We start from the raw sequence: 22,671 nt of genomic DNA, 5'->3' as shown, positions 1-22,671 counted from the left end.
CTTGACTTGCGCGGCCCCTTCGCTTTGAGCGCAAGCCATGGACAGTATCGTCACCGCAATCCTGCTCGGCATCCTCGAAGGGCTGACCGAGTTCCTGCCGGTTTCATCGACCGGGCACCTGATCCTGGCGCAGGCATGGTTCGGATACGATCCGGCGCAGTGGCGCCAGTTCAATGTCATCATCCAGCTGGGCGCGATCCTGGCGGTGGTGGTGACCTATTTCCGCACCTTCTGGGACATGGGAATGGGGCTTCTGCGCGGAGAGCGGACCTCGCTGATCTTCCTGCGCAACATCTTTCTCGCCTTCCTGCCGGCGGCGGTAATCGGTCTGCTGATCCTCGACGTGATCGACGCGATGCTCGAAAGCCCCGCTGTCGTCGCCGTGGCGCTGATCATCGGCGGCATCGCCATCCTGGTGCTCGAAAAGACGATCCCCACCCGCGAGGAGCAGGGCGTAGAGACGCTGTCCTGGAAGACCGCGATCGGTATCGGCTTCGTCCAGTGCCTCGCCATGATCCCTGGCACCAGCCGTTCGGGCGCGACGATCATGGGCGCGCTGGCGATGGGCGTCGGGCGCAAGACGGCCGCCGAGTTCTCCTTCTTCCTCGCGGTGCCGACCATGCTCGGCGCGTCGGCGGTGAAAATCGTTCAGGAGCCCGACCTGCTTGCCGGCACTGCAACCATAGGCTGGACCCACATTGCGCTCGGCTTCTTTGCCAGCTTCCTCGTCGCGCTGGTCGTGGTGCGTGCCTTCGTCGCCTATGTCAGCAAGCGCGGCTTCGCTCCCTTCGCATGGTATCGCATCCTGGTCGGTTCGGTCACGCTGATCTGGCTGTTCGCATTCTAGGTCGCCCTAGGTCGCCGGCGGGGGGGCGCAGCAAGCTCTCGGCGGGGGCGGGAACCAAGCCCGGGTTGGGCTGTTTGGAAAATTCACTAATGTCAATTTTCCGATGGAACCCATGGGACTCATTGTACTTCTTTGCAGCGGCGCCGTTCTCGGATGGCTGGTTGCGCTCGTAACCGGAGCGGAAGACAGCCGCGCCGCATGGCTGCGAGTGGGGCTGGGCGCTGGATCGACGGTCCTGTCGGGCGTCGCTGTCAGCGACCTTCCGCTGCTCAAGACGCTCGGCGCCGAAGCTCTGGTCGTCTCGCTGGCGAGCGGCTGTGCCGTCCTGGCACTCGTGTCGATTATGGCGCCGCCCAAGCGACGCTAACCCCCTCCGATGTGCCCTTCCGGGATGGATTGAGGCAAATTCAGGGTATCCGTGTGGCCAAAAGATGGCTATGCCGATGGCCCAACCAATCCAAGGGGAAGAATCATGAAGACCATTTTCAAGACCGCCATGCTCGCGTCGACCGTTGCTCTGGGCCTCGGCGTTGCCGCTTGCGGTGAAACCGCCGAAGAAACCACCACCGAAGACACCATGGCGGAAGACACCGCGATGGAAGACACGATGGCTGAAGACACCATGGCCGAAGACGCCATGGCCGAAGACACGATGGCTGAAGACGCGATGGCCGAAGACCCCATGACCGACGAAGCCACCGAAGAAACCATGGAAGAAGAAGCCGCCGAGTAATCGCGCTTCATCTTCTCGATGATTTCGACCGGCCCCGAAGCGATTCGGGGCCGGTTTTCGTTTGCCTGTAAGAGAATGCGCCGGGGGCCGCGCGCAGGGCGCATTGGCAGACCCGGCTGATCAGGCGGGGCTGATCAGACGGGCCGCGCTCCGCTGCCCAGGCCGCCGCGCAGGCTATATTCCTGCGTCCCGATCTGCAGCACATCGTCGGTGTCGATCACTGCGGTCGTCGCATAGGTGAAGTTTGCGGGCAGGCGTTGGTAAAGCCGTTCGAAATCGCGCTCTTCGGTCCGGTGAAACAGATCCTCGAAACTCTCGATCACGAAATAGGTGTTCTGGAGGTCCGAGATCACATAATCGGTGCGCATGACCCGATCGACATCGAGCATGATCCGGTTGGGGCTTTTCGCCTCCACCGAATATTGCACCTCGGTCGGGCCCGAGAGGATGCCGGCGCCATAGGCGCGCAGATCGCCTTCTTCGAGGATGAGACCGAACTCGACCGTGTACCAGTAAAGCGCGCCGAGCGCCTTCAGCCGATTATACTGCATGGCACGCCAACCGGCCTTGCCATAGGCTTCCATATAGTCGGCGAAGACCGGATCGGTCAGCATGGGGACATGGCCGAACACGTCGTGAAAGACGTCCGGCTCCTGGATGTAATCGAAGGTTTCGCGGGTGCGGATGAAGTTGCCCGCCGGGAAACGCCGGTTGGCGAGGTGATAGAAGAACACCTGATCGGGGACGAGGCCGGGCACCGCCACCACACTCCAGCCGGTCAGCCGGTCGAGCTCTTCAGAGATTTCCTTGAAATCGGGCACGCCGCCGCGATCCAGATTGAGCTTTTCGAGCCCCTGCATGAAGGCCGAGCAGGCGCGCCCGGGCAGCAGGTTCATCTGCCGCGCGTAGAGATCGTTCCAGACAGAGTCGTCGTCCGAATCGTAGCTCGACTGCGGTTCGAGCCAGTCTTCGCTCACGTGCGACGGGCGCTGGAGCGGCGCGGTGAACACGCTGTCCGAGGGGGTCGGAATGGTCGCGTAATCGGTTTCGTTTTCGAGGAGGGTTTCCATAGGGTTCCCTTACCAAGGCAGCCCGAAAAGCGCAATTTTCCTCGCCTTGCGAGCCTCTTGCGCGAACCCGGGTTGCCGCCGACCGATGCTCAAGCCGCGCGTTCGAACAGCGCAGCGAGGCCCTGCCCGCCGCCGATACACATCGTCTCCAACGAAAAGCGACCCTCGCGGCGGTGCAACTCGTGCGCCATGTCGGCCAGGATACGCCCCCCGGTCGCGCCGATCGGATGGCCGAGTGAGATGCCCGATCCATTGACGTTCAGCATGTCGCGGCGCGAATCGTCCTCGCTCCAACCCCAGCCCTTCAGCACAGCCAGTACCTGCGGCGCGAAGGCTTCGTTGAGTTCGACGAGGTCGATATCGTCCCACCCCTTGCCGGTACGCGCGAACAAACGCTCGGTCGCCGGGACCGGGCCGATACCCATGCGCGCCGGATCGCAGCCCGCAGCCGCCCAGCCTTCGAACCACAGCATCGGCTCGAGACCCAGCTCGGCGAGCTTGTCCTCCGCGACCACCAGGCACGCGGCGGCGGCGTCGTTCTGCTGGCTGGCGTTGCCCGCGGTGACGATCCCGTCCTTCTCGATCGGGCGCAGGCTGCCGAGCGTTTCCATCGACGCATCGGGACGGAAGCCCTCGTCGCGCTCGAACCGCGCGGGATCGCCCTTGCGCTGCGGCACTTCGACCGGAACGAGCTGCGCATCGAAATTGCCCGCATCCCACGCCGCCGCCGCCTTCTGGTGGGACGAGACCGCGTACTGGTCGGCTGCCTCACGGCTAATGCCGTAATCTTTCGCAAGGTTTTCCGCCGTTTCAATCATGCCCGAGATCACGCCGAAGCGCTCGATCGGCTGGCTCATCAGGCGGCCGCGCGTCAGCCGGTCCCACAGCGCCATGTCGCCCATCTTCGCGCCGTGGCGCGCCTTTGTGGTATAATGCTCCACGTTCGACATCGACTCGACGCCGCCCGCCAGCACGCAATCGGCAGCGCCCGTCTGGACCATCATCGCCGCCTCGATCACGGCCTGCAGCCCCGAGCCGCAGCGCCGATCGAGCTGGAAGCCGGGGACTTCGATGGGTAGCCCGGCGGCGAGCCACGCCCAGCGCCCAATGGCGGGCGCCTCGCCACTGCCATAGCCTTGCGCGAGCACCACATCGTCGACCCGCGAGGGATCGACGCCGCTGCGCTTCACCAGCGCCCCGATCATCTGCGCAGCGAGCGGCCCCGCCTCGAGCGGGGTCAGCGTGCCGAGAAATCTCCCGACCGGCGTGCGCAGGGGCGAAACGATGGCGGCACGGCGCAGCGCGCTCATGCCTGCACCCCCGCCGCGAATTCGCGCAGCATGTGCTTGGCGACCTGCAATTGCAGGATCTGCGTGGTGCCTTCGTAGATGCGGTAGAGCCGCGCATCGCGGAAGAAGCGCTCCGCGTCGTATTCGGTGAGGTAACCCGCTCCGCCGTAGATCTGGACCACCCGGTCGACCACCCGGCCGCACATTTCGGAGGCGAAGACCTTGAACGCGGCGGCGTGCTTGATCGTGTTCTCGCCGCGATCCACGCGTGCGGTCACGTCCGCCATCATGGCCTCGGCCGCATAGATTTCGGTCCAGCTTTCGGCCAGCATCGCCTGGATCAGCTGGAAATTGGCGATCGGCTCGCCGAAGGCCTGCCGTTCGTTGGCATAGCGGACCGCACTGTCGAGCGCGCGCTTGGCGTAACCCGTGCTGGCCGCGCCCACCGAAATGCGACCATTGTCGAGGCTCTGCATCGCGAAACGGAAGCCCTGGCCGGTCTCGCCGCCGAGTAGCGCGTCGGCGGGAACGTGCACGTCTTCCAGATAGACGTCGGACACATGGCTGCCCGCCTGGCCCATCTTGTGATCGGGGCTGCCGGTCGACATGCCGGGCGTGTCCATCGGCACGATGAAGGCGCTGACATGCGCGTTCTTGGGCAGCGCCTCCTTCTCGGTCCGCGCCATGATCAGCGCGACGTCGGCATGCGGGGCGTTGGTGATGTAGCGCTTCGATCCATTGAGGATCCAGCCATTGCCGTCCGGATCGGGCTTGGCGGTGGTCTGCATCGCCGCAGAGTCCGATCCGCTGCCCGGCTCGGTCAGGCCGAAACAGGCGATCTCTCCGCCCGCGATGCGCGGCCACCATTCGGCTTTCTGTGCGTCGGTGCCGCCATTCTTGATCGCCGAATTGAACATCCCGACGTTGATCGAGAAGATGGAGCGGAAGGCGGGCGCGGCGTAGGCCATCGTCTTCACCGTCTGCGCATATTGCGTGACGGACAGGCCAGCGCCGCCATATTCCTCGGGCACGGTCAGGCCGAACAGGCCCATGTCCTTCATTTCATCGACGATATCCGCGGGAATCTTGTCGTTCGCGATCACGTCCTTCTCGGCCGGGATCAACCGCTCGCGGACATAGCGCTGCAATTGCTCGTGAAACTGCTCGAAGGTATCCGCGTCCATTCCCGACATGCATGGCCTTTCAGTTCAAATAATCAGTCAGATCGTGGGCGACGCACCTTGCACGCCGCCCACGTAAGCCCTGTTGGGCAGGATCAGTTTTCGGTCTGCATCTTTTCCAGTTCGGCCTGGATGTCGGCAGCGGCCTGCTCGGCGTCGGCAGCGGTGTCCTGCATCCGCTCGCGTTCCGCCTCGACTCGTTCCTCGGCGCTTTGCGTTTCGACCGGCACCGGCATCGGTTCGGGCGTGGCGACGGCATCGTCGTCGACGGGCATGTCGGTGATATCGTCGAGCTGTTCATCGGCCACGATCTCGACATCCTCGGCGACGACTTCGTCGCTGGCATTGTCGGAATCGCCGCAAGCGGCCAGCGCCAGTGCGCCCACGCCGATCAGGCCCATGCGGCCCATCGCAATAGTGAATTTCATCTGCCCATCCTCCGGTTGAAAATTGTCGCGAGCCGACGATCCGGCGTCGCCCGCGCACCGGCGAATTAAGCAGAGGAACGCGCACCGGGCAAAGGGAAATGCCACCTTGCTGGTCAATCGGAGGGGTTAGCAGTGCGTTTACCATTATTCGCTAATGCCGGTCCATGACCCACGATCGCCAACGCAGCACGCCCGCTCTTCCCAGCCGTTCCACGCTCGGCAGGCCGTCCATGGTCGTCGCGGTGGTCGTTGCCGTAACGGCAGTGGCGATGATCCCGCTTGCCGCGCTGATGGCTCAGCCTTCCTCGACGCCCTTCACGGTGGTCGAGACCAATCGCGGCTATGCCAACCTGCAGGCCGCCGTCGATGCGATCGGATCGGGCGAGGGCAGCATTGCCATTGCGCCGGGCACCTATCGCCAATGCGCGGTACAAAGCGAAGGCCGAGTCGCCTTTCTCGCGACCGAGCCGGGCGAAGTCGAATTCACCGGCACCGCGTGCGAAGGCAAGGCCGCTCTCGTGCTGCGCGGCGCCGAGGCGAGCGTTTCGGGCATCATCTTCAGCAATATCGGCGTCGCCGATGGCAATGGCGCGGGCATCCGGCAGGAAGCCGGCACGCTCACCGTCGCCAACAGCTGGTTCCGCAACAGCCAGCAGGGCATCCTGACTTCCAGCGATCCCTCGATGCGGCTGGTGGTTGACCGTTCTACCTTCACCGCGCTGGGCACGTGCGAGAATTCGGCGGGCTGCGCGCATTCGATCTATACCGGCGCGATCGGCCATTTCCGCGCGACCCGCAGCCGGTTCGAGCAGGGCACGGGCGGTCACTACGTGAAATCGCGCGCCGCCATGGTCGAGATCGCGGCGTCCAGTTTCGACGATTCGAACGGCCGGGCGACCAACTACATGATCGATCTGCCTGCCGGAGCGCGCGGCCAGATCACCAATAACTGGTTCGTGCAGGGCCGTGACAAGGAAAACTATTCCGCCTTCATCGCGGTGGGTGCAGAAGAGCAACTGCACGGTTCCGACGGTCTGGTGATCGCTGGCAACGACGCGCGCATCGCCCCCAATGTGGAACGCAACACCACCTTCGTCGCCGACTGGACGGGCGCGAGCCTGCGGATCGACGACAATCGCCTTGCCAGTGGCCTCAAGCCGTTCGAGCGGCGCTAGCTAGCCCTTCGACTGCGCAGCGAAGCCGGGCGCATAGGTCACTTCGCCCTTGGGCCGCGGTTCGTCGGTCAGCGCACGGACCTGGAAATATTCCGGCGGGGCATCCCGCAGGAACAGGTCCGGATCGCAGCTGAACCCGAAACGATCATAATAGCCCGGATCGCCAAGCAGGACGATCCCCTTGGCGCCGATCTTGCGCAGTCGTTCGATGCCGTCCTCGGCGAGTTCCGAACCGATTCCGGTCCGCTGGCGCGTCGGCATGACCGAAACCGGCCCCGCGCCGTACCAGCCCTTCGTCCCGTCGGAGATAGCGACCGGAGAGAAGGCGATATGTCCGACGATCGCCTCGTCCATATTGGTCGCAACCAGCGACAGCGTCAGGTCGCCATCGGCGCGCAGCGCATCGACGATATCCTGCTCGTTTCCTGCCGCATGGGTCGCCTTGGCAAAGGCTGCCCGGGTCAACGCGTGGATGGCTGGAATATCGTTCGGCTGCTCCTCGCGGATCGTCAGCCTCCTCATGGCAGGAGGTGGCCCGATCGGTCGCGCTTGGTCGCCAGATAGCGTGCGTTATGGGGGTTGTTGCCCGTGTTCAAGGGAACCCTTTCGACGATTTCTATGCCCTGTTCCTGCAGGGCGCTAAGCTTCGCCGGGTTATTCGTCAGCAGCTTTATGCGTGGAATCCCCAGTAGGGATAACATCCGTCCCGCAATGGGAAAGTCTCGCGCCTCGTCCGGCAGGCCGAGCCGCCGGTTCGCGTCGACCGTATCGTGCCCCTGTTCCTGCAGGCGATAGGCGCGCAGCTTGTTGACGAGGCCGATTCCGCGCCCCTCCTGACGCAGGTACAATACCACGCCGTAGCCGCCTCGATCCGCTTCCTGCGCAAAAACGTGCAACGCCGCATCGAGCTGCGGCCCGCAATCGCACTTGAGACTGCCGAACACATCGCCCGTCAGGCATTCGGAATGCACACGCACCAGCGGCGTCGCATCGGAGCTCTGCCGCCCGATGATGAGCGCGGCATGCTCGCGCATATCCGCAGGCGAGCGGAAGATCGCGATCTCGGCCTGCTCGGCGGCCGCGGTCGGCAACCGGGTGCGGGCGGCGATCCGCAGCGTATCGGGCGCGGAAAATGCCGCGAGATCGGCGGCTGTTACCATCACGGGCTGGTCCGCCGGGTCGGGATCGATGAGGAAGGCGGGCAGGATTCCGGCGCGGCGGGCGATTTCCAGCGCGGTCTGCGGCCAGTCGTGTTCGGGCAGGGGAAGCGCCCGGAACGGCCCTTTCATCGGATTGGCTAGGTCGAGCGCGGGGTCCGAAACGGCACGCGCCAGATCGAGCGTGAACGCCTCGCCCCCCTCGATCAGCACCGGAGAATGCGGCACCGCCGCCGCCCGCTGGTTCGCCAGCTTGAGCGTTTGCGCCCGCGCCGCCGAAATCAGCATCCGCCCTGCCGTCAAAGACGGCTCCGCCGCGGTCTCGACCGGCAGCAGCGCCGGGCCGCCGTGTTCGGCATCGACCCGGATCGGCCAGCCGTGCCGCAGTGCGTCGATCGCCTGGGCAAGCGCCCTCGCACTGCCACCGGGCGTGCTCGCGCTCAGAGGTCGAACTCCGTCGTCAGCGGTACGTGGTCCGACGGCCGTTCCCAGCCCCGCGCTTCTTCGAGGATGGAGTGTCCGGTCGCCTGCTTCGCCAGCTCGGGGCTGGCCCACATGTGGTCCAGCCTGCGACCCTTGTCGTTGGTCTGCCAGTTGGGATTGCGATAGCTCCACCAGCTGTAATAGCGTTCGGGTTCGGGCACATGCTCGCGCCCGATATCGGTCCAGCCATGCGCATCCATGAAGCGCTGCAGCGCTTCGACCTCTACGGGCGTGTGGCTGACCACTTTCAGCAGCTGCTTGTGGCTCCACACATCGCTTTCGAGCGGGGCGATGTTGAAATCGCCCACGATCAGCGTCGGCTGGTCGACCGTGTCGGCCCAGCGAGTCATCCGCTCCAGAAAATCGAGCTTCTGGCCGAACTTCGCGTTGACCTCGCGGTCGGGCACGTCGCCGCCTGCGGGCACATAGACATTCTCGATCACCATGCCCTGATGCGCGGGATCGCTCAGCTGCACGCCGATATGGCGGGCCTCGCCATTATCCTGCCAGTCGTGGCGGGAGAATTCCTCGAACGGCAAACGGCTGACGGTGGCGACCCCGTGATACCCCTTCTGCCCGTGGATCGCGATGTGATCGTAGCCGAGTTCGCGGAAGGCCTTGGCGGGGAAAGCCTCCTCGACGCACTTTATCTCCTGCAGGCACAGCACGTCGGGCGTGTGTTTGGTGAGAAACTGCTCGACCAGCGGCATGCGCAGGCGGACCGAGTTGATATTCCAGGTGGTGACAGAAACCATGGCCGCGGACTTAGGCGCGGGGTCCGGCCCCCGCAAGCCGCACGATTTGCGACGGCCGGTCGGTCGCGCGCTTGTCTCATTCCCCCGCCAAAGGCATGGGCTCACCGATTTGGTCATTCGTTTCGCCGATCCGTTTGAGGGAGCCCGCCATGATCCGCCATTCCGCCCGCCCACGCCGCCGCTTGGCCGCCGCTTTCGCGCTGATCGCACTGCCGCTTGGCGCGTGCACGTCGACCACCAATTACTACGGTACGGAGCCAGCGGTGCAGGCCGCCCCGCAGACGGCGGAAGGGAAGGCGAAGAACGTCATCCTGTTTGTGGGCGACGGGATGGGCATTTCGACGATCACCGCCGCGCGCATTCTGGCAGGTCAGCAGCAGGGCCAACCGGGCGAGGAGAATTCGCTCAGTTTCGAAAAGTTCGACAATGTGGCGCTGGTCAAGACCTACAACACCGATGCGCAGGTCGCCGACAGCGCGGGCACCGCGTCCGCGCTCAACACCGGTCGCAAGACGCGCATCGGCGTGATCAACACCGCGCCCGACGTGCCGCGCGGCGATTGCGCCGCGTCGCTGGGCCACGGGATGGAGACGATCGCGGAAGAAGCGCTCGAGCACGGCAAGGCCGTCGGCATCGTCAGCACCGCGCGCCTGACCCACGCGACTCCGGCTGCCGTTTACGGCCACAACCCCGATCGCAACTGGGAATCGGATGCCGACATGCCGCCCGCGCAGCAGGCGCTGGGCTGCACCGATTTCGCGCAGCAACTGGTCGCGTTTCCGTTCGATCTCGCGCTGGGTGGCGGCTCGCGCAAGTTCCTGGGCACGGGCGCGGGGGGCGAGCGCACGGACCCGGCAGCAAACCTGCCGAGTGAGTGGGCCGCGCGCACGGGCGGCACCTTCGCGGCCGACACGCAGGCGATGCGCAAAGCGCCGCTCGACAAGCCGGTGCTGGGGCTCTTTTCGCCCAGCCACATGACCTATCAGCTCGACCGGACGCCCGACACGAGCGAGCCGACCCTGACCGAGATGACCGCCGAATCGATTCGCCGCCTGTCGGACGATCCGCAAGGGTACTACCTGATGATCGAGGGCGGCCGGATCGATCACGGCCACCATATGGGCAAGGCCGGGTACGCGCTGGAGGAGACGATCGAGTTCGCCCGCGCGATCCAGTACGCGGTCGACAACACCGACCCGGACGAGACGCTGATTCTGGTGACCGCCGATCACAGCCACGTCTTCACCATCGCGGGCTATCCCAAGCGGGGCAATCCGATCCTGGGGCTGGTCCATCCGCCGGTTAGCGGGGACGAGGATCACCCCGGCGCGGCCAATGACGAACCTCTGCTGGCGGGTGACGGTCAGCCGTACACTACGCTCGGCTATGCCAACGGCCCGGGCGCGGTGAAGGGCGAGCGCGGCGAGCCGGAGACGGGCGCGCAGGCGCAGCAGCAGTCGCTGGTTCCGCTCGGCTCGGAAACCCACGGGGGGGAGGATGTGGCGCTGTTCGCTACCGGCCCGGGCTCGCAGCGGGTTCGCGGCGTGATCGAGCAGAACGTCATCGAACACATCATGCGCGCCGCATTCGGCTGGGACGAAGAGTAACGCGGGCCCTCCTGCCGGATCGCACCAGACCGGACCGCCCGGCAGAGGCGACCGCGCGCCTCCAGCGTCAGCGAGGATAGCCGAGCGCGCGGATGCGCGCGCTGGCGCTTGAAGCCAGACAGATAAGAAAACCCCCGCACCGGGGGCTGTGGTGCGAGGGTTCCTTACGAGCGTTCGTCACGCTTGCGACAAGGCCTTCGTAAAACGGAGCCACGGGGCAACAGGGGGGAAACCCGCAGGCTCATCGGGCCTTGTGAAAATGAGATTAGGGGGACCCGCATTGCGTGTAAATGAACGCGAAGCTGCAACCGACCGCGCGTAGCGGGCATCCCTCGACGAACGGTTTACCGGGGTCGACGGGATGCGCGGCGCGGGTCCTTGTAGGTGAACGTCGAGTCGCTCACCGAGACCCCGTAGCGCTGATTCTCCAGCCGCACGGTCGTGCGGTTGTTCTGCGCGTCGAGCGCGACCCAGTTGGTCAGCTCCCAACCGCCGGGAGCCCCAGCATCGCGCACGAAGATCAGCGTGATGGTGCCGTATTCGGGCTTGTTCGGGTCCTTCACCTCGACCGAAAGGACGTTGTCGTTGTTGGTCTGGCGCAGGCGCCCGTATTTCTTCACGTCGCGATTCGGGTCGAGCAGCGCGCCGAGCGGCGAATTGCTGATCGGCCAGCGCTCGACCTGATTGACCTCGTAATCGACCATGGTGAGCGTCTTGCCGTTGGATACCACCAGCAGCGGCACGCCTTGCCCGTATTCGAAGCGGATCTTGCCCGGCCGCTTGAGCGTCATCTTGCCGCGCACGCTCTGCCCGGACCGGTCGGTCTGCGTGAAATCGGCGCGCATGGTCTTGATGCCGCGCAACGCGGCAACCGCACTGTCCAGCGATCCCGCCGCTGCATAGGCAGGTGCGGGCAACGCGAGCGTCGCGGCGATCGGCGTTGCGCCGATGAGAGCGAGACTGGCAAGCCCGGCGAGCGGGCGGCGAGCGATAAATTGAATGGTCGTCATGACGGCCTCCGTAAGGGTCTCGGAGTGAACCGCGCGTGAGCGAGCCGGTTCCGCGAGCGCAAGGGACAGGGCCCCGGCCACGCGGCGAAGATTACTTGATCTTCGCTTCCTTGAACTCGACGTGCTTGCGCACGACGGGGTCGTATTTGCGGAAGGTCATCTTCTCGGTGATGTTCCGAGGATTCTTCTTCGTCACGTAATAGAAGCCGGTGTCCGCGGTCGACACGAGCTTGATCTTGACGGTTGCGGGCTTCGCCATAACTCAATCCTGCCAGTTCAAGGGCCCGGCCATCGGTGGTGGGCCCAAGGGGCTTCACGATGTGCATCGGGTGAAAAAACAACAGGCGGCGCACGCGGCACCGCCCGATCGCAGGCGCTATTGGCCGCGAGCGGTGGAAAAGTCAAGCTGCCAGTGGTGCTGCCAGTCTTTGCGCCGGCCGCCCTACCAATCGCTGCGGGTCGGCTTGGATCGCTTGGCCTTCAGGTCGCCGCGCGCCTTCTTGGTCTTGAGCCGTTTCACCTTGCCCACGCGGTTGAGCCGGGTCTTCGCGCGGGTCTTCGGCCTGCGGTGCGCCTCGCGCAGCAATTGCTCCAGCTTCTCGCGCGCCAGCCCCCGATTCGCTTCCTGCGTGCGGTGCTCGCGCGCGACGATCAGGATGTCGCCGCTATCGGTCAGGCGGTTGCCCGCCACCTCGCCCAGCCGCCGGAACGCGAAGGGCGAGAGGCGCAGCTTGTAGGCATTGACCCGCAGCTGGACTTCGGTCGCGACCTTGTTGGCGTTCTGCCCGCCGGGGCCCGAGCCTGCGACAAACCGCTCCTCGGCCAGCGCATGCGCGCGGGCTAGCAGGTCGTCAGGCAGCATCGCCGGGCTCGGAGACGGGGCTGTGCTCGGAGGCGGGGCTTTGCTCGGAGACTGGGCCGGGCACGGAGTCGGGGCCGGGTTCGACGACCGGGAAGCCCAGCGCCGCGAAGTCGCTCGGCAGGGGGCTGTCTGCGGCAATATCGGTCTTGCCCTCGCGCGCGACCCCGATCCCGCTGGCGTGCAGCATCGTTCGGGGCGCACCTTCGCGCGATCCGTAAACCGGGTCGCCGAGCAACGCGATGCCGATGCCGCTGGCGGCGTGGACGCGGATCTGGTGCGTCCGGCCTGTCGCGGGGCGAAATTCGACCAGTGCGCGCCCTTCATGCTCGGCCACCACGCGCCATTCGGTGACCGAGGGCTTGCCCTTCTTAGCGGGGATCATGCGCCAGCCTTTATCGGCGCTGCTGATCTTGGTGAGGGCGAGTTCGACCCGGCCTTCCTTCTCATCGGGAATCCCGGCGAGGATGCCGTGGTAGACCTTGGCCACGGCCTTTGCTTCGAAGGCGGCGGTAAAGCGCTTGTGCGCCTTCGGGTTGCGCGCCAGCAGCAGGCAGCCGCTGGTATCGGTATCGAGCCGGTGGACGGGCAGCGGACGGCGCTGAAATCCCAGCTTCAGGTCGTCGAGATGATCCTCGAGGCATTCGCCACCTTTGCGCGGCCGGTCGATCGGCAGGCCCGCAGGCTTGTCGATCACCAGCGCTTCGCCGTCTTCGTAGAGAATCGGAATATTCATAAGAAAGCTTTCAGAGGAGGCGCGCCTGCATCAATCCGCGCAGCGCGTTACCGATCCAGAAGCCGCCTTCCAGATCGTCGAGTGTGATCTCGCCTTCGACCGCGCGCCCCTCGGCGATAAGCGAATCGCGCAGCACACCCGGCAGCAGTCCGAGCGCGAGCGGCGGAGTGACCAGCGTGCCGTCACGCTCCACGAACACGCTTGTCCAGCTGCCCTCGGTGACCAACCCGTCGTCGCGCACCAGCAGCGCTTCGTGCGCTTCGGCACCATGCGCTGCGGCGAGCGCGTCGGCATAAAAGCCGCGGTCGGTGGTCTTGTGTCGCAGCCGCCAGTCGCCTGGATCGACGGGCAGCGGCAGCGCGATGCAGGCGAGCGGCCCGGATGGCGTGGCGGGCAGCGGCGCAACCTCGATCGCAGTGGTGCCCGAACGCGCGCAGCACAGGCGGACCTTGGCGCCCTCGTCCAGCTCGAAGCAGAGCGTCTGGATCTGGTTGCGCGCGGCATGCCGGTCAAAGGCGAAGCCCAGCTCGTGCGCGCTGGTCGAAATCCGCGCAAGATGCCCTTCGAGCAGGGGAATACCCTCTTCGGGGTCGAATCGCATGGTCTCGATGAGATCGAACGCGGGCGCGCGGCGGTCGGGCGCGCTGCTGCGGGCGAAGCCGGCCTTGATCTGCGCTTCGCGCCATTCGGCCAGCGCATCGCTGTCGGCGACGATCCCGGCGCCGACGCCGAGCACGGCACTGCCCTGACCATTCTCGATCGGGGTCAGGCGCAGCGTGCGGATGGCGACGTTGAAACTTGCGCTCCCGTCGGCCCCATAAGCGCCGATCGCCCCGCAATAGGGGCCGCGCGCGTCGCGCTCCAGATGATCGATCAGCTCCATCGCGCGGATCTTGGGCGCGCCGGTGATCGATCCGCAGGGGAACAGCGCCTTGAGGATATCGGGCAGCCCGGTGCCGGGGGCGAGCTGCGCGCGGACGGTACTGACCATCTGATGGACGGTCGGGAAACTCTCGACCTTGAAGGGCTCTTCCACCTGGACCGATCCGGCCTCGGCAATACGTGCCAGATCGTTGCGCATAAGGTCGACGATCATCAGGTTTTCGGCGCGGTCCTTTTCGGAGGCCGCCAGATCCTCTGCCGCAGCCCGGTCCTGCGCCGGATCAGCATGACGCGGGCGGGTGCCCTTCATCGGGCGGGTCGCTATGTCGGCTTCGGATGCTTCGAAGAACAGCTCGGGCGAGAGGCTGACGAGCGCGTGGCTGCCATCCCACACCACGCCGCCATGGCCCGCGTGCGAGGCCTGCCGCAGCTGCGCATAGAGCGCCAGCGGATCGCCCCGGAAGGAGCCTGTCAGCGGCAGCGTGAGATTGGCCTGATAGACCTCGCCCGCCGCGATAGCCCGCTGTAATTCGGCAAAGCGTTCCTGCCAGCAACCCAGCGTGATCGCGGGATCGAGGGGGCCAAGGCTCGCCGGTCCCGGCGTGCGACCCGCCAGCCATGCATCGACCTCGTCCGCCGGAATCGCGCGCTCGTCCTCGAACAGGCCGAGCCACACCAGCGGGCCTGCAGCCCCGATGCGGCGGTCTGCCAATGGACGCAGTTTCGGCTCCAGCGCCAACCCTGCCTCGTAGGCGACATATCCGGCCAGCGTGCCGCCGCGTTCGGCCTGCGCCGCTTGCGCCGCCGCCAGCGTCTGTTCCACCTCGTCGGCCCGCACGGCGCGAAAAATCGCGACCGGCGCTTCGAACAGGCGTGCGCCCGCGCTCCCGCCGCCGTCAGCGGGGGCGCGTGCATCGTCCAGCAATATGAAGGGGTCCGCCTGTGCCATGCGAGAACCGCTCTATCGAAGCGCTCGCGAATTGGAACCACCTTGACGCATCGCGGGCACGGTGCGCAGACCACGCCCCAGTCCGAAGCGAAGGGGAGGAATGCCGGGTGAGCGCGATTTTTCTGGGTCGCAACGCAGCGGGCGAAGCGCAGGAGCTCAGGCTCGACCGCGCCAATCGCCACGGCCTGATCGCGGGTGCGACGGGCACCGGCAAGACGGTGACGTTGCAGGGCCTGGCGGAGAGTTTCTCGGCACAAGGTGTGCCGGTGTTCGTGGCCGACGTGAAGGGCGATCTCGCGGGGCTCGCGGTGCCGGGCTCGCCCAAGTTCAAGCATGCCGACAAGCTGGAAGGGCGCGCCGCCGAGCTGGGCATGGACGACTACGCCTATGCCGATTTCCCGGTGATCTTCTGGGACCTGTTCGGGCAGCAGGGCCACCCCGTGCGCACCACCATCTCCGAAATGGGGCCGCTGCTCCTCGCCCGCCTGCTCGACCTGAACGACACGCAGGAAGGCGTGCTGCAGATCGTCTTCCGCTACGCCGACGACAACGGCCTGCTGCTGCTCGACTTTGCCGACCTGCGCAGCCTGCTGGGCTTCGCGGCGGACGACCCCGATGCCGTGGCGGGCGATTACGGGCGTATCACCAAGGCATCGATCGGCGCCATCCAGCGCCGCCTGCTGAGCTTCGAGAGCGAAGGCGCGGATCGCTTTTTCGGTGAGCCTGCGCTGGAAGTGGACGATCTGTTCCGCGTCGATGCAAACGGGCGCGGGTTCATCAGCATCCTCGCCGCCGACAAGCTGATGCGCAGCCCCAATCTCTATGCGACCTACCTGTTCTGGCTGCTCGCCGAACTGTTCGAGACGCTGCCCGAAGTGGGCGACCCGGAGAAGCCCAGGCTCGTGTTCTTCTTCGACGAGGCGCACCTGCTGTTCGACGATACGCCCAAGGCGTTTCAGGACACGATCGAGACGGTGGTTCGCCTGATCCGATCAAAGGGCGTGGGCGTATTCTTCGTGACGCAAAACCCGATCGACGTGCCCGACGATGTCGCGGGCCAGATCGGCAACCGCGTGCAGCACGCGCTCCGGGCTTTCACTCCGCGCGACCAGAAGGCGATCAAGGCGGCGGCGCAGACGTTCCGGATCAACGCCGAACTCGATGTGGCGCAGGCGATCACCGAGCTGAAAACGGGCGAGGCGCTGGTCTCCACGCTGGACGAGGATGGTGCGCCCTCGGTGGTCGAACGCACCCTCATCAAGCCGCCGCAGAGCCGCCTCGGGCCGCTCTCGGCGGGCGAGCGGGCGGTGATCCTCGGCGCGAGCCCGCTTGCGGGCAAGTACGACCACGCAGTCGACCGCGAGAGCGCAGCCGAGGTGATCGCGCAGAAAATCGTCGATGCGGCCGAGACCGCGCAGGAGGTGGAGGAGAAGGGCGAGGCCGAGGTCCGCAAGCGCCCTCGCAAGAGCAAGAGCATCTGGGGAAAGGCGATCTCGCGCGGGACCAAAGTCGCCGCCGGGTCCGCCGCAGGGATGGCGGCACGCACGGTGCTGGGCAAGAAATCGCGCGCCAACCCGATGGCCTCGGGCGTCACATCGGCAGCCGGATCGATCGCGACCGATCTGGCGGGGCCGGTGGTCGGCAGCTTCGTGCGAAACCTCGTCGGCGGGCTGATGCGCTAGGTATCGCGGTTCCGGCCCTCACCCCCGCCCGGCCAACCCACACAGGATACTACCGTTGGGTTGGCCGGGCGGGGGTGAGGGCTGGCGCCGAACTAAACCACCAAAGGCAGGCGCATTTCGGCGCGCAGGCCCCCTTCGGAGCGGTTCGACAGGATTAGCTCGCCGCGATGCTCTCGCACGATCGCGCGCGTGATCGTCAGGCCAAGCCCGGCGCCGCCGGTGCCGCGATTGCGGCTCGCTTCGCCGCGGCGGAAAGGTTCGAGCATGGCCGCAAGGTCTTGCGGCGCGATGCCGGGGCCGTCGTCTTCGACCGCGATCACCGCGCTATCGCCTTCGCGCGCGACCGAGACGCTGGCCGATCCGCCATAGCGCAGCGCGTTCTCGATGAGGTTGCGAAGCGCACGGCGCAGCCATGTTACCTGGATCGGTGCGACGACCCGCTGGGCCTCTTCGACCACCACCGGCCGTCCCATGTCCTCGAATTCCTCTACCACGCTGTCGACCAGAGCGGCCAGCTGCGTCGCCTCGGGCGGATCCTTGGCGCGCCCGATTCGTGCGAGCGAGAGGATATCGTCGAGCGTGCGGCGCAAATCCTCGATCACCTCGGCCATGCGCGCGCGCTGCGCCTCGTCGGGCACCGATTCGATGCGTACACGCAGCGCGGCCAGCGGCGTCTTGAGATCGTGCCCGATCGCGCCGAGCATCACGTCCTTCTCGTCCAGCAGCGCCGCGATCCGGTTTTCGAGCGTATTATGCGCCACGATCAGCCGACTGACGTCTTCCGGGCCTTCGGCGGGCAGCGGATCGTGCGGGGCCTGCGTGCGCGCGAAATCTTCGACTCGCTGGGTCAGCCGGGCGAGGGGGCGCGTGATCCGGCGCAGCACGAGGAAGGTCGCACCGAGCAGCACGAGAAACAGCAGCACGGTCTGGATGGCGATCAGCCACAAGGCACCGGCCTCCAGCGGCGGGCGAAGACTGCGTGCGACGATCCAGCGATCCTCGCCGGCGACCTTCAGCCCCGCCACCAGAATCTCGCGGCCCGTCGCGCGTCGTGCGAGGCGGGCGCGCAAGCGCGGACGCTCCTGCGCCAGTCGCGTCAGCATCGGGTCCTGCGCGATCGGGCGGATCGTCACCACCAGATCCTGCGGGTCGAGCCCCTGCCGCGTCAGAATCTCGCGCAGGCGGTTTTCTGCTTGGGTATCGCGCGTCTCCCCGGCGATGAGCGGCGAGGTTTCGCTCAGCGTGCCCGAAAGGCGCGGGGGGAGCCCCCGGCGGCGCGTTTCGCCACGCGAAGCAAGATCGAGCCCGCGCTCGGGCTCGGCCCGGCGCAGCGCCCGGCGCACTTCGCGCGGCGATTCGAAATCGCGATTGGCGGTGCGTAGCAGGTGGAAGGCGGCCGCGTTGAGGGTGCCGACATCGCGCCGATCCTGTGCCGCGCGATACAGCAGGACACCCGATATCGCCTGCCCGATCAGTAGCGTCACCGCGATGGCGAGCAGGCTCTGGCCCAGAAGACTCTTCGGAATGAATCGTGCCATCGCGATTAGGCGGGTACGCGGGTGACGTCGGCGGCGAAGCGATAGCCTCCGCCGCGCACGGTCTGGATGAATTGGGGGTTGCGGCTGTCTTCCTCGATCTTGCGGCGCAGGCGGCTGACCTGGTTGTCGACCGCGCGGTCGAACAGATGCGCCTCGCGCCCCTGCACCATGTCGAGCAGCGAATCGCGATCGAGCACGGCGCGCGGGCGATCGAGAAAGGCGCGCAGCATGCGAAATTCGGCGGTCGAGATGGGGACAACCGTATCTTCCGGATCGGTCAGCCGCTGCTTGAGCGGATCGAGCCGCCAGCCTTCGAACAGGTAATGCAGATCCTCGCCGTCGGGATTGATCGCCGAGCGGCCCGCGCGGCGCAGGACCGAGCGGATGCGGGCGACCAGTTCGCGCGGCTCGAACGGCTTGGTCACATAGTCGTCGGCGCCGATTTCCAGCCCGACGATCCGGTCGGTCGCCTCGCCCATCGCGGTTAGCAGGATGGTCGGCAGGTGCTGCGCCTCGATCAGGTGGCGGGTGAGCGAGAGGCCGTCTTCGCCCGGCATCATGATGTCGACCAGCGCGATGTCGGCGCGCTTTTCGCGCAGCAGGCTGCGCGCGGCGGCGGCGCTCTCCGCCTCGAGCACGACGAACCCCTGGCCGACGAGATAGTCGACCAGGGGTTCGCGCAAGCTTGCCTCGTCGTCGACGAGCAGCACGGTTATGGCAGCAGTATCTTCGGAAGCAGCCATCCGGGTGGCCTTACTGGCCGCTACGCTGGGCGCGGCGTTGCTCCATCCGCTCGGCGCGCTTGGCGCGCATCGCTTCGCGGGCGGCCTTGCGCTCTTCGACGGTCACGGTGCCGTCGCTATTGGCGTCGAGCCGGTCGAACCGGGCGAGCGCGTGCGCCTGCATTTCGGCGAGGGTGAGGCGGCCATCGCCATTGGCATCGGCGCGGACCATCATCCCGCCGCCGCGCATGCCGCGCATTCCGCCACGATGTATCTTGCGCATGGCGCGGCGTTCGCCCCGGGCGGTGGCATTCTCGCCGCGCTTTGCGGCGCGTTCGGCGCGGCGCGCCTGGCGGGCTTCCTGCGCGGCTTCGCGTTCGGCCTTGCTGATCGCGCCATTGCCGTCGGTATCGATCCGGGCGATCCGCTGTTCACGGCGCAATTCGCGATCGGCGAGATCGAGCACGCCGTCGCTGTTCAGGTCCCGCCGCTCGAAGCGCTCGGCGGTCTTCTGCGCGACGTCGGCGCGGGTCATGGGGCCGGTATTGCGTTCGCCCGGCTGGGCCATCGCGGCGCTTGCGGCGAGCAGCGAAATACCGGCGAGGGCGATGATGGGGGTCTTCATGAAATTCTCTCCTTTGGAGTGGGAGAGCTGCGAAGCGGGCAGGGGTAGGGGGGGAGATCGAAACCCGCCTCGCAGCTCATGAGACCCTTCTAGACGTCGATTGTCGCGCGGGTTTGCCATGATCGGGCGAGTTTGTAACGGCTTGTATCATGACGGGCAGGCCATTCATCGGCCCGCAAGCCCGATCGCCACGTGAGCGTCTAGCGTGGCCGATGCTCGGTGCCGTCGCCAGCCGTGATGAACAGCGCGGTCGCTTGCTCCTCGACATCGGCGGTGTGCCACACGCCGGGATCGTTGATCGCGTATTCTCCGGGGCACAGCGTCACCTGCTCGACCCGGCCGTCGGGATGTTCCTGCGTCAGCACGATCTCGCCCGAGGTACAGACCACGATTTCGGAGCCCTTGGGGTGCATTTCCCACGAATCCCAGCTCTCGCCGAAGCTGTGCAGCGAGACGAGCCGCCCTTCCGCGCCATCGGCGGCGTTGCGAAGGCCATAATCCTCGTACCAGTCCATCCCGGTGAAGGGCGGCTGCGCTACGGCAGTCGCCCCCAGGCCGAGATGGACCGGGTGTTCGGAGAGCTTGCGCGCCTCAGCCATCGCTCTTGCTCATGCAGAAGGCGTTGAGCTTATTGCCGTCGCGGTCGCGGAAATAGGCGGCGTAGAACACCAGCCCGTTCTCGTCCGCATCACCGCGCGGGCCGGGCGCGCCCTCGTCAGTGCCCCCATTGGCCAGCGCGATCTCATGCAGGCGGTGGACCTGTTCCTTGTCCTTCGCCTCGAACGCAACCATCGTGCCGTTGCCCACGCTCGCCGCCTCGCCGTCATAGGGCTTGGTCAGCGCGACACCTGCCGCGCCGCCCGGTTCGCCCCATGCGATAAAGCTGTCGAAGTCCATCATCCGGCCGACGCCCATCTCCTTTGCGATGGCATCGTAGAAGGGCGCATTGCCCTGCAGGTCGTTGGTGCCCAGCGTAACGTAACCGATCATCGAACCGTCTCCCGAGTAGCGACCCTCAGAATTGGAACATTACGGGAACGAATACCGATTCGCAAGCCGCCTTCAGAGCGGCTGGGTGTGCCGCTCGAGCCAGTTCGCCGCCCGATCGTCGCCCGTTTCGGCGACGCGCGCGCTGAGGATTTCGCGGCAGCAGGCGTGGTAGTGATCGACCCAGTCGCGCTCTTCGGGCGTCAGCAGGTCGATGTCGATCAGCGTGCCGTCGATCGGCACCCAGGTCAGGTTCTCGAACCCGAACCACGTGCCCTCATCGGCATTCTCAATCTCGCGCTCCTCGATCAGGACGAGGTTCTCGATCCGGATGCCGTATTCGCCCGCCTTGTAGTAGCCGGGCTCGTTCGAGCAGATCATGCCCGCGGCGAGCGGTTCCATCGTGCCGCCCTGCGAACCGGTTGTCTTGGCGATCCGCTGCGGGCCCTCATGCACGCCCAGCGCGCTGCCGACGCCGTGGCCAGTGCCGTGCGCATAGTCGCAGCCCGCTTCCCACAGGTGCATGCGCGCCAGCGTGTCGAGCTGGCCGCCGGTGGTCCCTTCGGGGAAGATTGCCTGCGCAATCGAGATATGGCCCTTGAGCACGCGGGTGAAGCGGTCCTTCATCTCCGCCGTGGGCTCTGCCTTGCCGTCGGCACTGCCGACCCACACGGTGCGGGTGATGTCGGTGGTGCCCGCGCCGCCATCGCCGATATACTGGCCGCCCGAATCGCACAGGAAGATGCTGCCCGGCGGGATCGTGATGTTGCTGTCTTCGTCCACCTTGTAGTGCGGCAGCGCGGCGTGGCCCGCGGCGGCCGAGATGGTGTCGAACGAGGTATCCTTCAGCCCGCCGTCCACGCTGCGGAATTCGAGCAGCTTGGCCGCTGCGGTCAGTTCGTCGATTTCGCCCGAGGGGGCTTCGGCTTCGATCCAGGCGAGGAAGCGGGAGACTGCCGCACCGTCGCGCGCCTGTGCATCGCGGTGGCCGTCGACCTCGGCTTCGTTCTTGATCGCGCGCGGCAGGATGGTGGGGTCGCGCGTCTCGACCACCTTCGCGCCACCCGCTTCGAGCGCCTGCGCGATGGCCGCGACACCATATTCGGGGTCGAGCGCGATTCGCTTGTCGCCGATATCGCCCAGCGCGCTCTCGAACTCGCCGCGCGGGCGGATGGTGACCGCATTGCCCAGATGCTGCTTCATCTCGGGCGAGACCTTGTTCTCGTCGATAAAGAGCTGCGCTGTGCCATCCTGCGAAACCAGTGCGAAGGCCATGGCGACCGGGGTGTGGGCAATGTCGGCCCCGCGGATGTTGAACGCCCAGCCGACCGAATCGAGCGCGCTCAGCACCACGCCATCGAGCTTCTCTTCCGAAAGCCAGTCGGCGATTGCCGCGCGCTTTTCCTGCGCGTTGCGACCGGCATGTTCATCCTCGTGAATCCGCGCGGGCGCATCGCTCTGCGCGGGCTGGTCCTGCCACACCGCGTCGATCGGGTTGCCGTCCACCGCGACCAGCTGCGCGCCGACCTTTTCCAGCGCGGCACTGGTCGAGCGGACCCAGCCCGGCGTCGCAAGCCAAGCGTCGTAACCGACCTGCGCGGCCTCGCTCACATTCGCGGCGAGCCAGTTCGCCGGATTGTCCTTCGGCACGCCGCGATATTCGAACAGGCGTTCTTCCACCTGGTCGCGCACCTGCACGGTGTAGCGCCCGTCGACGAAGATCGCCGCCTTATGCTGGAGAACCACCGCGCTGCCTGCCGAGCCGCCAAAACCGGTCAGCCAGCGCAGCCGCTGCGCATCCTCGCCGACATATTCGCTCATATGCGCATCGGCGATGGGGACGCAGAACCCGTCGAGCCCGCGCTTCTTCAGCTCCTCGCGCAGGGCGGAAAGGCGGGCTTCATGGGTCTGCATCAGCATTTGGTCGATCCTGTCGTTTTTGTGTCTGGCTATCGC

24 protein-coding genes are annotated in these 22,671 nt (G+C 66.3%); 6 read left to right on the top strand and 18 right to left on the bottom strand.

What is annotated here, in order from left to right; all coding sequences use genetic code 11:
- Positions 1-37 precede the first annotated feature (37 nt).
- The 3 genes from AAG612_RS09510 to AAG612_RS09500 all read left to right on the top strand — a co-directional run bounded on the left by AAG612_RS09510 (position 38) and on the right by AAG612_RS09500 (position 1,580).
- Positions 38-847 carry an undecaprenyl-diphosphate phosphatase gene (locus AAG612_RS09510; protein WP_342509608.1) on the top strand — a complete coding sequence of 270 codons (810 nt, stop codon included), beginning with the start codon at positions 38-40 and terminating at the stop codon, positions 845-847.
- 112 nt (positions 848-959) lie between these two features.
- Positions 960-1,214 carry a hypothetical protein gene (locus tag AAG612_RS09505; protein ID WP_342509606.1) on the top strand — a complete coding sequence of 85 codons (255 nt, stop codon included), beginning with the start codon at positions 960-962 and terminating at the stop codon, positions 1,212-1,214.
- A 105-nt stretch (positions 1,215-1,319) separates the two neighbouring features.
- The gene (locus AAG612_RS09500; protein ID WP_342509604.1) at positions 1,320-1,580 is read left to right on the top strand and encodes a hypothetical protein; all 261 of its coding nucleotides are present in this window, start codon (positions 1,320-1,322) and stop codon (positions 1,578-1,580) included.
- A 134-nt stretch (positions 1,581-1,714) separates the two neighbouring features.
- On the opposite strand, the gene phhA is transcribed toward AAG612_RS09500, so the two are convergent.
- From phhA to AAG612_RS09480, 4 genes are all read right to left on the bottom strand, one after another.
- Entirely contained in the window at positions 1,715-2,650 is a 936-nt protein-coding gene (phhA, locus tag AAG612_RS09495; RefSeq protein ID WP_342509602.1) for a phenylalanine 4-monooxygenase, read from the bottom strand.
- 89 nt (positions 2,651-2,739) lie between these two features.
- Positions 2,740-3,960, bottom strand: a complete 1,221-nt coding sequence (locus tag AAG612_RS09490) for an acetyl-CoA C-acetyltransferase (protein ID WP_342509600.1) — start codon at positions 3,958-3,960, stop codon at positions 2,740-2,742.
- Entirely contained in the window at positions 3,957-5,123 is a 1,167-nt protein-coding gene (locus AAG612_RS09485; protein ID WP_425341854.1) for an acyl-CoA dehydrogenase family protein, read from the bottom strand. Before AAG612_RS09485 ends, AAG612_RS09490 begins: the two co-directional genes overlap by 4 nt.
- Positions 5,124-5,215: 92 nt before the next feature.
- A complete protein-coding gene (locus AAG612_RS09480; protein WP_342509596.1) occupies positions 5,216-5,548 on the bottom strand; it encodes a hypothetical protein in 333 nt (110 codons plus the stop codon).
- 164 nt (positions 5,549-5,712) lie between these two features.
- Between AAG612_RS09480 and AAG612_RS09475 the strand changes: the two genes are divergently transcribed.
- Entirely contained in the window at positions 5,713-6,723 is a 1,011-nt protein-coding gene (locus AAG612_RS09475; RefSeq protein WP_342509594.1) for a right-handed parallel beta-helix repeat-containing protein, read from the top strand.
- On the opposite strand, the gene AAG612_RS09470 is transcribed toward AAG612_RS09475, so the two are convergent.
- The 3 genes from AAG612_RS09470 to xth are packed head-to-tail and all read right to left on the bottom strand — an operon-like array spanning position 6,724 to position 9,118.
- A complete protein-coding gene (locus AAG612_RS09470; RefSeq protein ID WP_342509592.1) occupies positions 6,724-7,245 on the bottom strand; it encodes a GNAT family N-acetyltransferase in 522 nt (173 codons plus the stop codon). It lies immediately after the preceding gene.
- On the bottom strand, positions 7,242-8,372 hold the full coding sequence (gene ribA, locus AAG612_RS09465) for a GTP cyclohydrolase II (protein ID WP_425341853.1): 1,131 nt from the start codon (positions 8,370-8,372) through the stop codon (positions 7,242-7,244). Before ribA ends, AAG612_RS09470 begins: the two co-directional genes overlap by 4 nt.
- Positions 8,321-9,118 (bottom strand): exodeoxyribonuclease III, encoded by a 798-nt coding sequence (gene xth / locus AAG612_RS09460; RefSeq protein WP_342509587.1) that lies wholly within the window; start codon positions 9,116-9,118, stop codon positions 8,321-8,323. Before xth ends, ribA begins: the two co-directional genes overlap by 52 nt.
- Before the next feature lie 149 nt (positions 9,119-9,267).
- On the opposite strand from xth, the gene AAG612_RS09455 reads away from it, so the two are divergent.
- Positions 9,268-10,725, top strand: a complete 1,458-nt coding sequence (locus tag AAG612_RS09455; protein ID WP_342509585.1) for an alkaline phosphatase — start codon at positions 9,268-9,270, stop codon at positions 10,723-10,725.
- Positions 10,726-11,069: 344 nt separating this feature from the next.
- Here the strand turns inward: AAG612_RS09455 and AAG612_RS09450 are convergent, their stop codons facing one another.
- From AAG612_RS09450 to pabB, 5 genes are all read right to left on the bottom strand, one after another.
- On the bottom strand, positions 11,070-11,735 hold the full coding sequence (locus AAG612_RS09450; RefSeq protein WP_342509583.1) for a LolA family protein: 666 nt from the start codon (positions 11,733-11,735) through the stop codon (positions 11,070-11,072).
- A gap of 91 nt (positions 11,736-11,826) precedes the next feature.
- Entirely contained in the window at positions 11,827-11,994 is a 168-nt protein-coding gene (rpmG, locus tag AAG612_RS09445) for a 50S ribosomal protein L33 (protein ID WP_010233410.1), read from the bottom strand.
- 183 nt (positions 11,995-12,177) lie between these two features.
- Positions 12,178-12,597 (bottom strand): alternative ribosome rescue aminoacyl-tRNA hydrolase ArfB, encoded by a 420-nt coding sequence (gene arfB, locus AAG612_RS09440; RefSeq protein WP_342509580.1) that lies wholly within the window; start codon positions 12,595-12,597, stop codon positions 12,178-12,180.
- A complete protein-coding gene (locus tag AAG612_RS09435) occupies positions 12,587-13,330 on the bottom strand; it encodes an RluA family pseudouridine synthase (protein WP_342509578.1) in 744 nt (247 codons plus the stop codon). Before AAG612_RS09435 ends, arfB begins: the two co-directional genes overlap by 11 nt.
- 10 nt (positions 13,331-13,340) lie before the next feature.
- Entirely contained in the window at positions 13,341-15,161 is a 1,821-nt protein-coding gene (pabB, locus tag AAG612_RS09430; protein ID WP_342509576.1) for an aminodeoxychorismate synthase component I, read from the bottom strand.
- Between the two features lie 107 nt (positions 15,162-15,268).
- Here pabB and AAG612_RS09425 point away from each other — a divergent pair, with 107 nt between their 5' ends.
- Positions 15,269-16,843, top strand: a complete 1,575-nt coding sequence (locus AAG612_RS09425) for a helicase HerA-like domain-containing protein (protein WP_342509574.1) — start codon at positions 15,269-15,271, stop codon at positions 16,841-16,843.
- A 92-nt stretch (positions 16,844-16,935) separates the two neighbouring features.
- Here the strand turns inward: AAG612_RS09425 and AAG612_RS09420 are convergent, their stop codons facing one another.
- The 6 genes from AAG612_RS09420 to AAG612_RS09395 all read right to left on the bottom strand — a co-directional run bounded on the left by AAG612_RS09420 (position 16,936) and on the right by AAG612_RS09395 (position 22,635).
- The gene (locus AAG612_RS09420; RefSeq protein ID WP_342509572.1) at positions 16,936-18,381 is read right to left on the bottom strand and encodes an ATP-binding protein; all 1,446 of its coding nucleotides are present in this window, start codon (positions 18,379-18,381) and stop codon (positions 16,936-16,938) included.
- A 5-nt stretch (positions 18,382-18,386) separates the two neighbouring features.
- Positions 18,387-19,124 carry a response regulator gene (locus tag AAG612_RS09415; RefSeq protein WP_342509571.1) on the bottom strand — a complete coding sequence of 246 codons (738 nt, stop codon included), beginning with the start codon at positions 19,122-19,124 and terminating at the stop codon, positions 18,387-18,389.
- Positions 19,125-19,134: 10 nt separating this feature from the next.
- Complete coding sequence (locus AAG612_RS09410) at positions 19,135-19,728, bottom strand: EF-hand domain-containing protein (protein WP_342509569.1); 594 nt, start codon at positions 19,726-19,728, stop codon at positions 19,135-19,137.
- A 200-nt stretch (positions 19,729-19,928) separates the two neighbouring features.
- Entirely contained in the window at positions 19,929-20,327 is a 399-nt protein-coding gene (locus AAG612_RS09405) for a cupin (protein ID WP_342509567.1), read from the bottom strand.
- Positions 20,320-20,718: a VOC family protein gene (locus AAG612_RS09400; protein ID WP_342509565.1), complete on the bottom strand. Its 399-nt coding sequence runs from the start codon at positions 20,716-20,718 to the stop codon at positions 20,320-20,322. Before AAG612_RS09400 ends, AAG612_RS09405 begins: the two co-directional genes overlap by 8 nt.
- Before the next feature lie 72 nt (positions 20,719-20,790).
- On the bottom strand, positions 20,791-22,635 hold the full coding sequence (locus AAG612_RS09395; protein ID WP_342509564.1) for an aminopeptidase P family protein: 1,845 nt from the start codon (positions 22,633-22,635) through the stop codon (positions 20,791-20,793).
- Between the last annotated feature and the right edge of the window lie 36 nt (positions 22,636-22,671).

The sequence above is a fragment of the Citromicrobium bathyomarinum genome (genome assembly GCF_038594605.1).
Taxonomy (GTDB): domain Bacteria; phylum Pseudomonadota; class Alphaproteobacteria; order Sphingomonadales; family Sphingomonadaceae; genus Alteriqipengyuania; species Alteriqipengyuania bathyomarina_B.
Note: the sequence above shows the minus strand (reverse complement) of the source record. Positions and strands in the feature narration are given on the sequence as shown.

What these genes read in the sequence shown, in the direction of transcription:
- AAG612_RS09510 (WP_342509608.1), top strand. Translation starts at nt 38, where the DNA reads ATGGACAGTATCGTCACCGCAATCCTGCTCGGCATCCTCGAAGGGCTG.
- AAG612_RS09505 (WP_342509606.1), top strand. Translation starts at nt 960, where the DNA reads ATGGGACTCATTGTACTTCTTTGCAGCGGCGCCGTTCTCGGATGGCTG.
- AAG612_RS09500 (WP_342509604.1), top strand. Translation starts at nt 1,320, where the DNA reads ATGAAGACCATTTTCAAGACCGCCATGCTCGCGTCGACCGTTGCTCTG.
- phhA (WP_342509602.1), bottom strand. Translation starts at nt 2,650, where the DNA reads ATGGAAACCCTCCTCGAAAACGAAACCGATTACGCGACCATTCCGACC.
- AAG612_RS09490 (WP_342509600.1), bottom strand. Translation starts at nt 3,960, where the DNA reads ATGAGCGCGCTGCGCCGTGCCGCCATCGTTTCGCCCCTGCGCACGCCG.
- AAG612_RS09485 (WP_425341854.1), bottom strand. Translation starts at nt 5,123, where the DNA reads ATGGACGCGGATACCTTCGAGCAGTTTCACGAGCAATTGCAGCGCTAT.
- AAG612_RS09480 (WP_342509596.1), bottom strand. Translation starts at nt 5,548, where the DNA reads ATGAAATTCACTATTGCGATGGGCCGCATGGGCCTGATCGGCGTGGGC.
- AAG612_RS09475 (WP_342509594.1), top strand. Translation starts at nt 5,713, where the DNA reads ATGACCCACGATCGCCAACGCAGCACGCCCGCTCTTCCCAGCCGTTCC.
- AAG612_RS09470 (WP_342509592.1), bottom strand. Translation starts at nt 7,245, where the DNA reads ATGAGGAGGCTGACGATCCGCGAGGAGCAGCCGAACGATATTCCAGCC.
- xth (WP_342509587.1), bottom strand. Translation starts at nt 9,118, where the DNA reads ATGGTTTCTGTCACCACCTGGAATATCAACTCGGTCCGCCTGCGCATG.
- AAG612_RS09455 (WP_342509585.1), top strand. Translation starts at nt 9,268, where the DNA reads ATGATCCGCCATTCCGCCCGCCCACGCCGCCGCTTGGCCGCCGCTTTC.
- AAG612_RS09450 (WP_342509583.1), bottom strand. Translation starts at nt 11,735, where the DNA reads ATGACGACCATTCAATTTATCGCTCGCCGCCCGCTCGCCGGGCTTGCC.
- rpmG (WP_010233410.1), bottom strand. Translation starts at nt 11,994, where the DNA reads ATGGCGAAGCCCGCAACCGTCAAGATCAAGCTCGTGTCGACCGCGGAC.
- arfB (WP_342509580.1), bottom strand. Translation starts at nt 12,597, where the DNA reads ATGCTGCCTGACGACCTGCTAGCCCGCGCGCATGCGCTGGCCGAGGAG.
- AAG612_RS09435 (WP_342509578.1), bottom strand. Translation starts at nt 13,330, where the DNA reads ATGAATATTCCGATTCTCTACGAAGACGGCGAAGCGCTGGTGATCGAC.
- pabB (WP_342509576.1), bottom strand. Translation starts at nt 15,161, where the DNA reads ATGGCACAGGCGGACCCCTTCATATTGCTGGACGATGCACGCGCCCCC.
- AAG612_RS09420 (WP_342509572.1), bottom strand. Translation starts at nt 18,381, where the DNA reads ATGGCACGATTCATTCCGAAGAGTCTTCTGGGCCAGAGCCTGCTCGCC.
- AAG612_RS09415 (WP_342509571.1), bottom strand. Translation starts at nt 19,124, where the DNA reads ATGGCTGCTTCCGAAGATACTGCTGCCATAACCGTGCTGCTCGTCGAC.
- AAG612_RS09410 (WP_342509569.1), bottom strand. Translation starts at nt 19,728, where the DNA reads ATGAAGACCCCCATCATCGCCCTCGCCGGTATTTCGCTGCTCGCCGCA.
- AAG612_RS09405 (WP_342509567.1), bottom strand. Translation starts at nt 20,327, where the DNA reads ATGGCTGAGGCGCGCAAGCTCTCCGAACACCCGGTCCATCTCGGCCTG.
- AAG612_RS09400 (WP_342509565.1), bottom strand. Translation starts at nt 20,718, where the DNA reads ATGATCGGTTACGTTACGCTGGGCACCAACGACCTGCAGGGCAATGCG.
- AAG612_RS09395 (WP_342509564.1), bottom strand. Translation starts at nt 22,635, where the DNA reads ATGCTGATGCAGACCCATGAAGCCCGCCTTTCCGCCCTGCGCGAGGAG.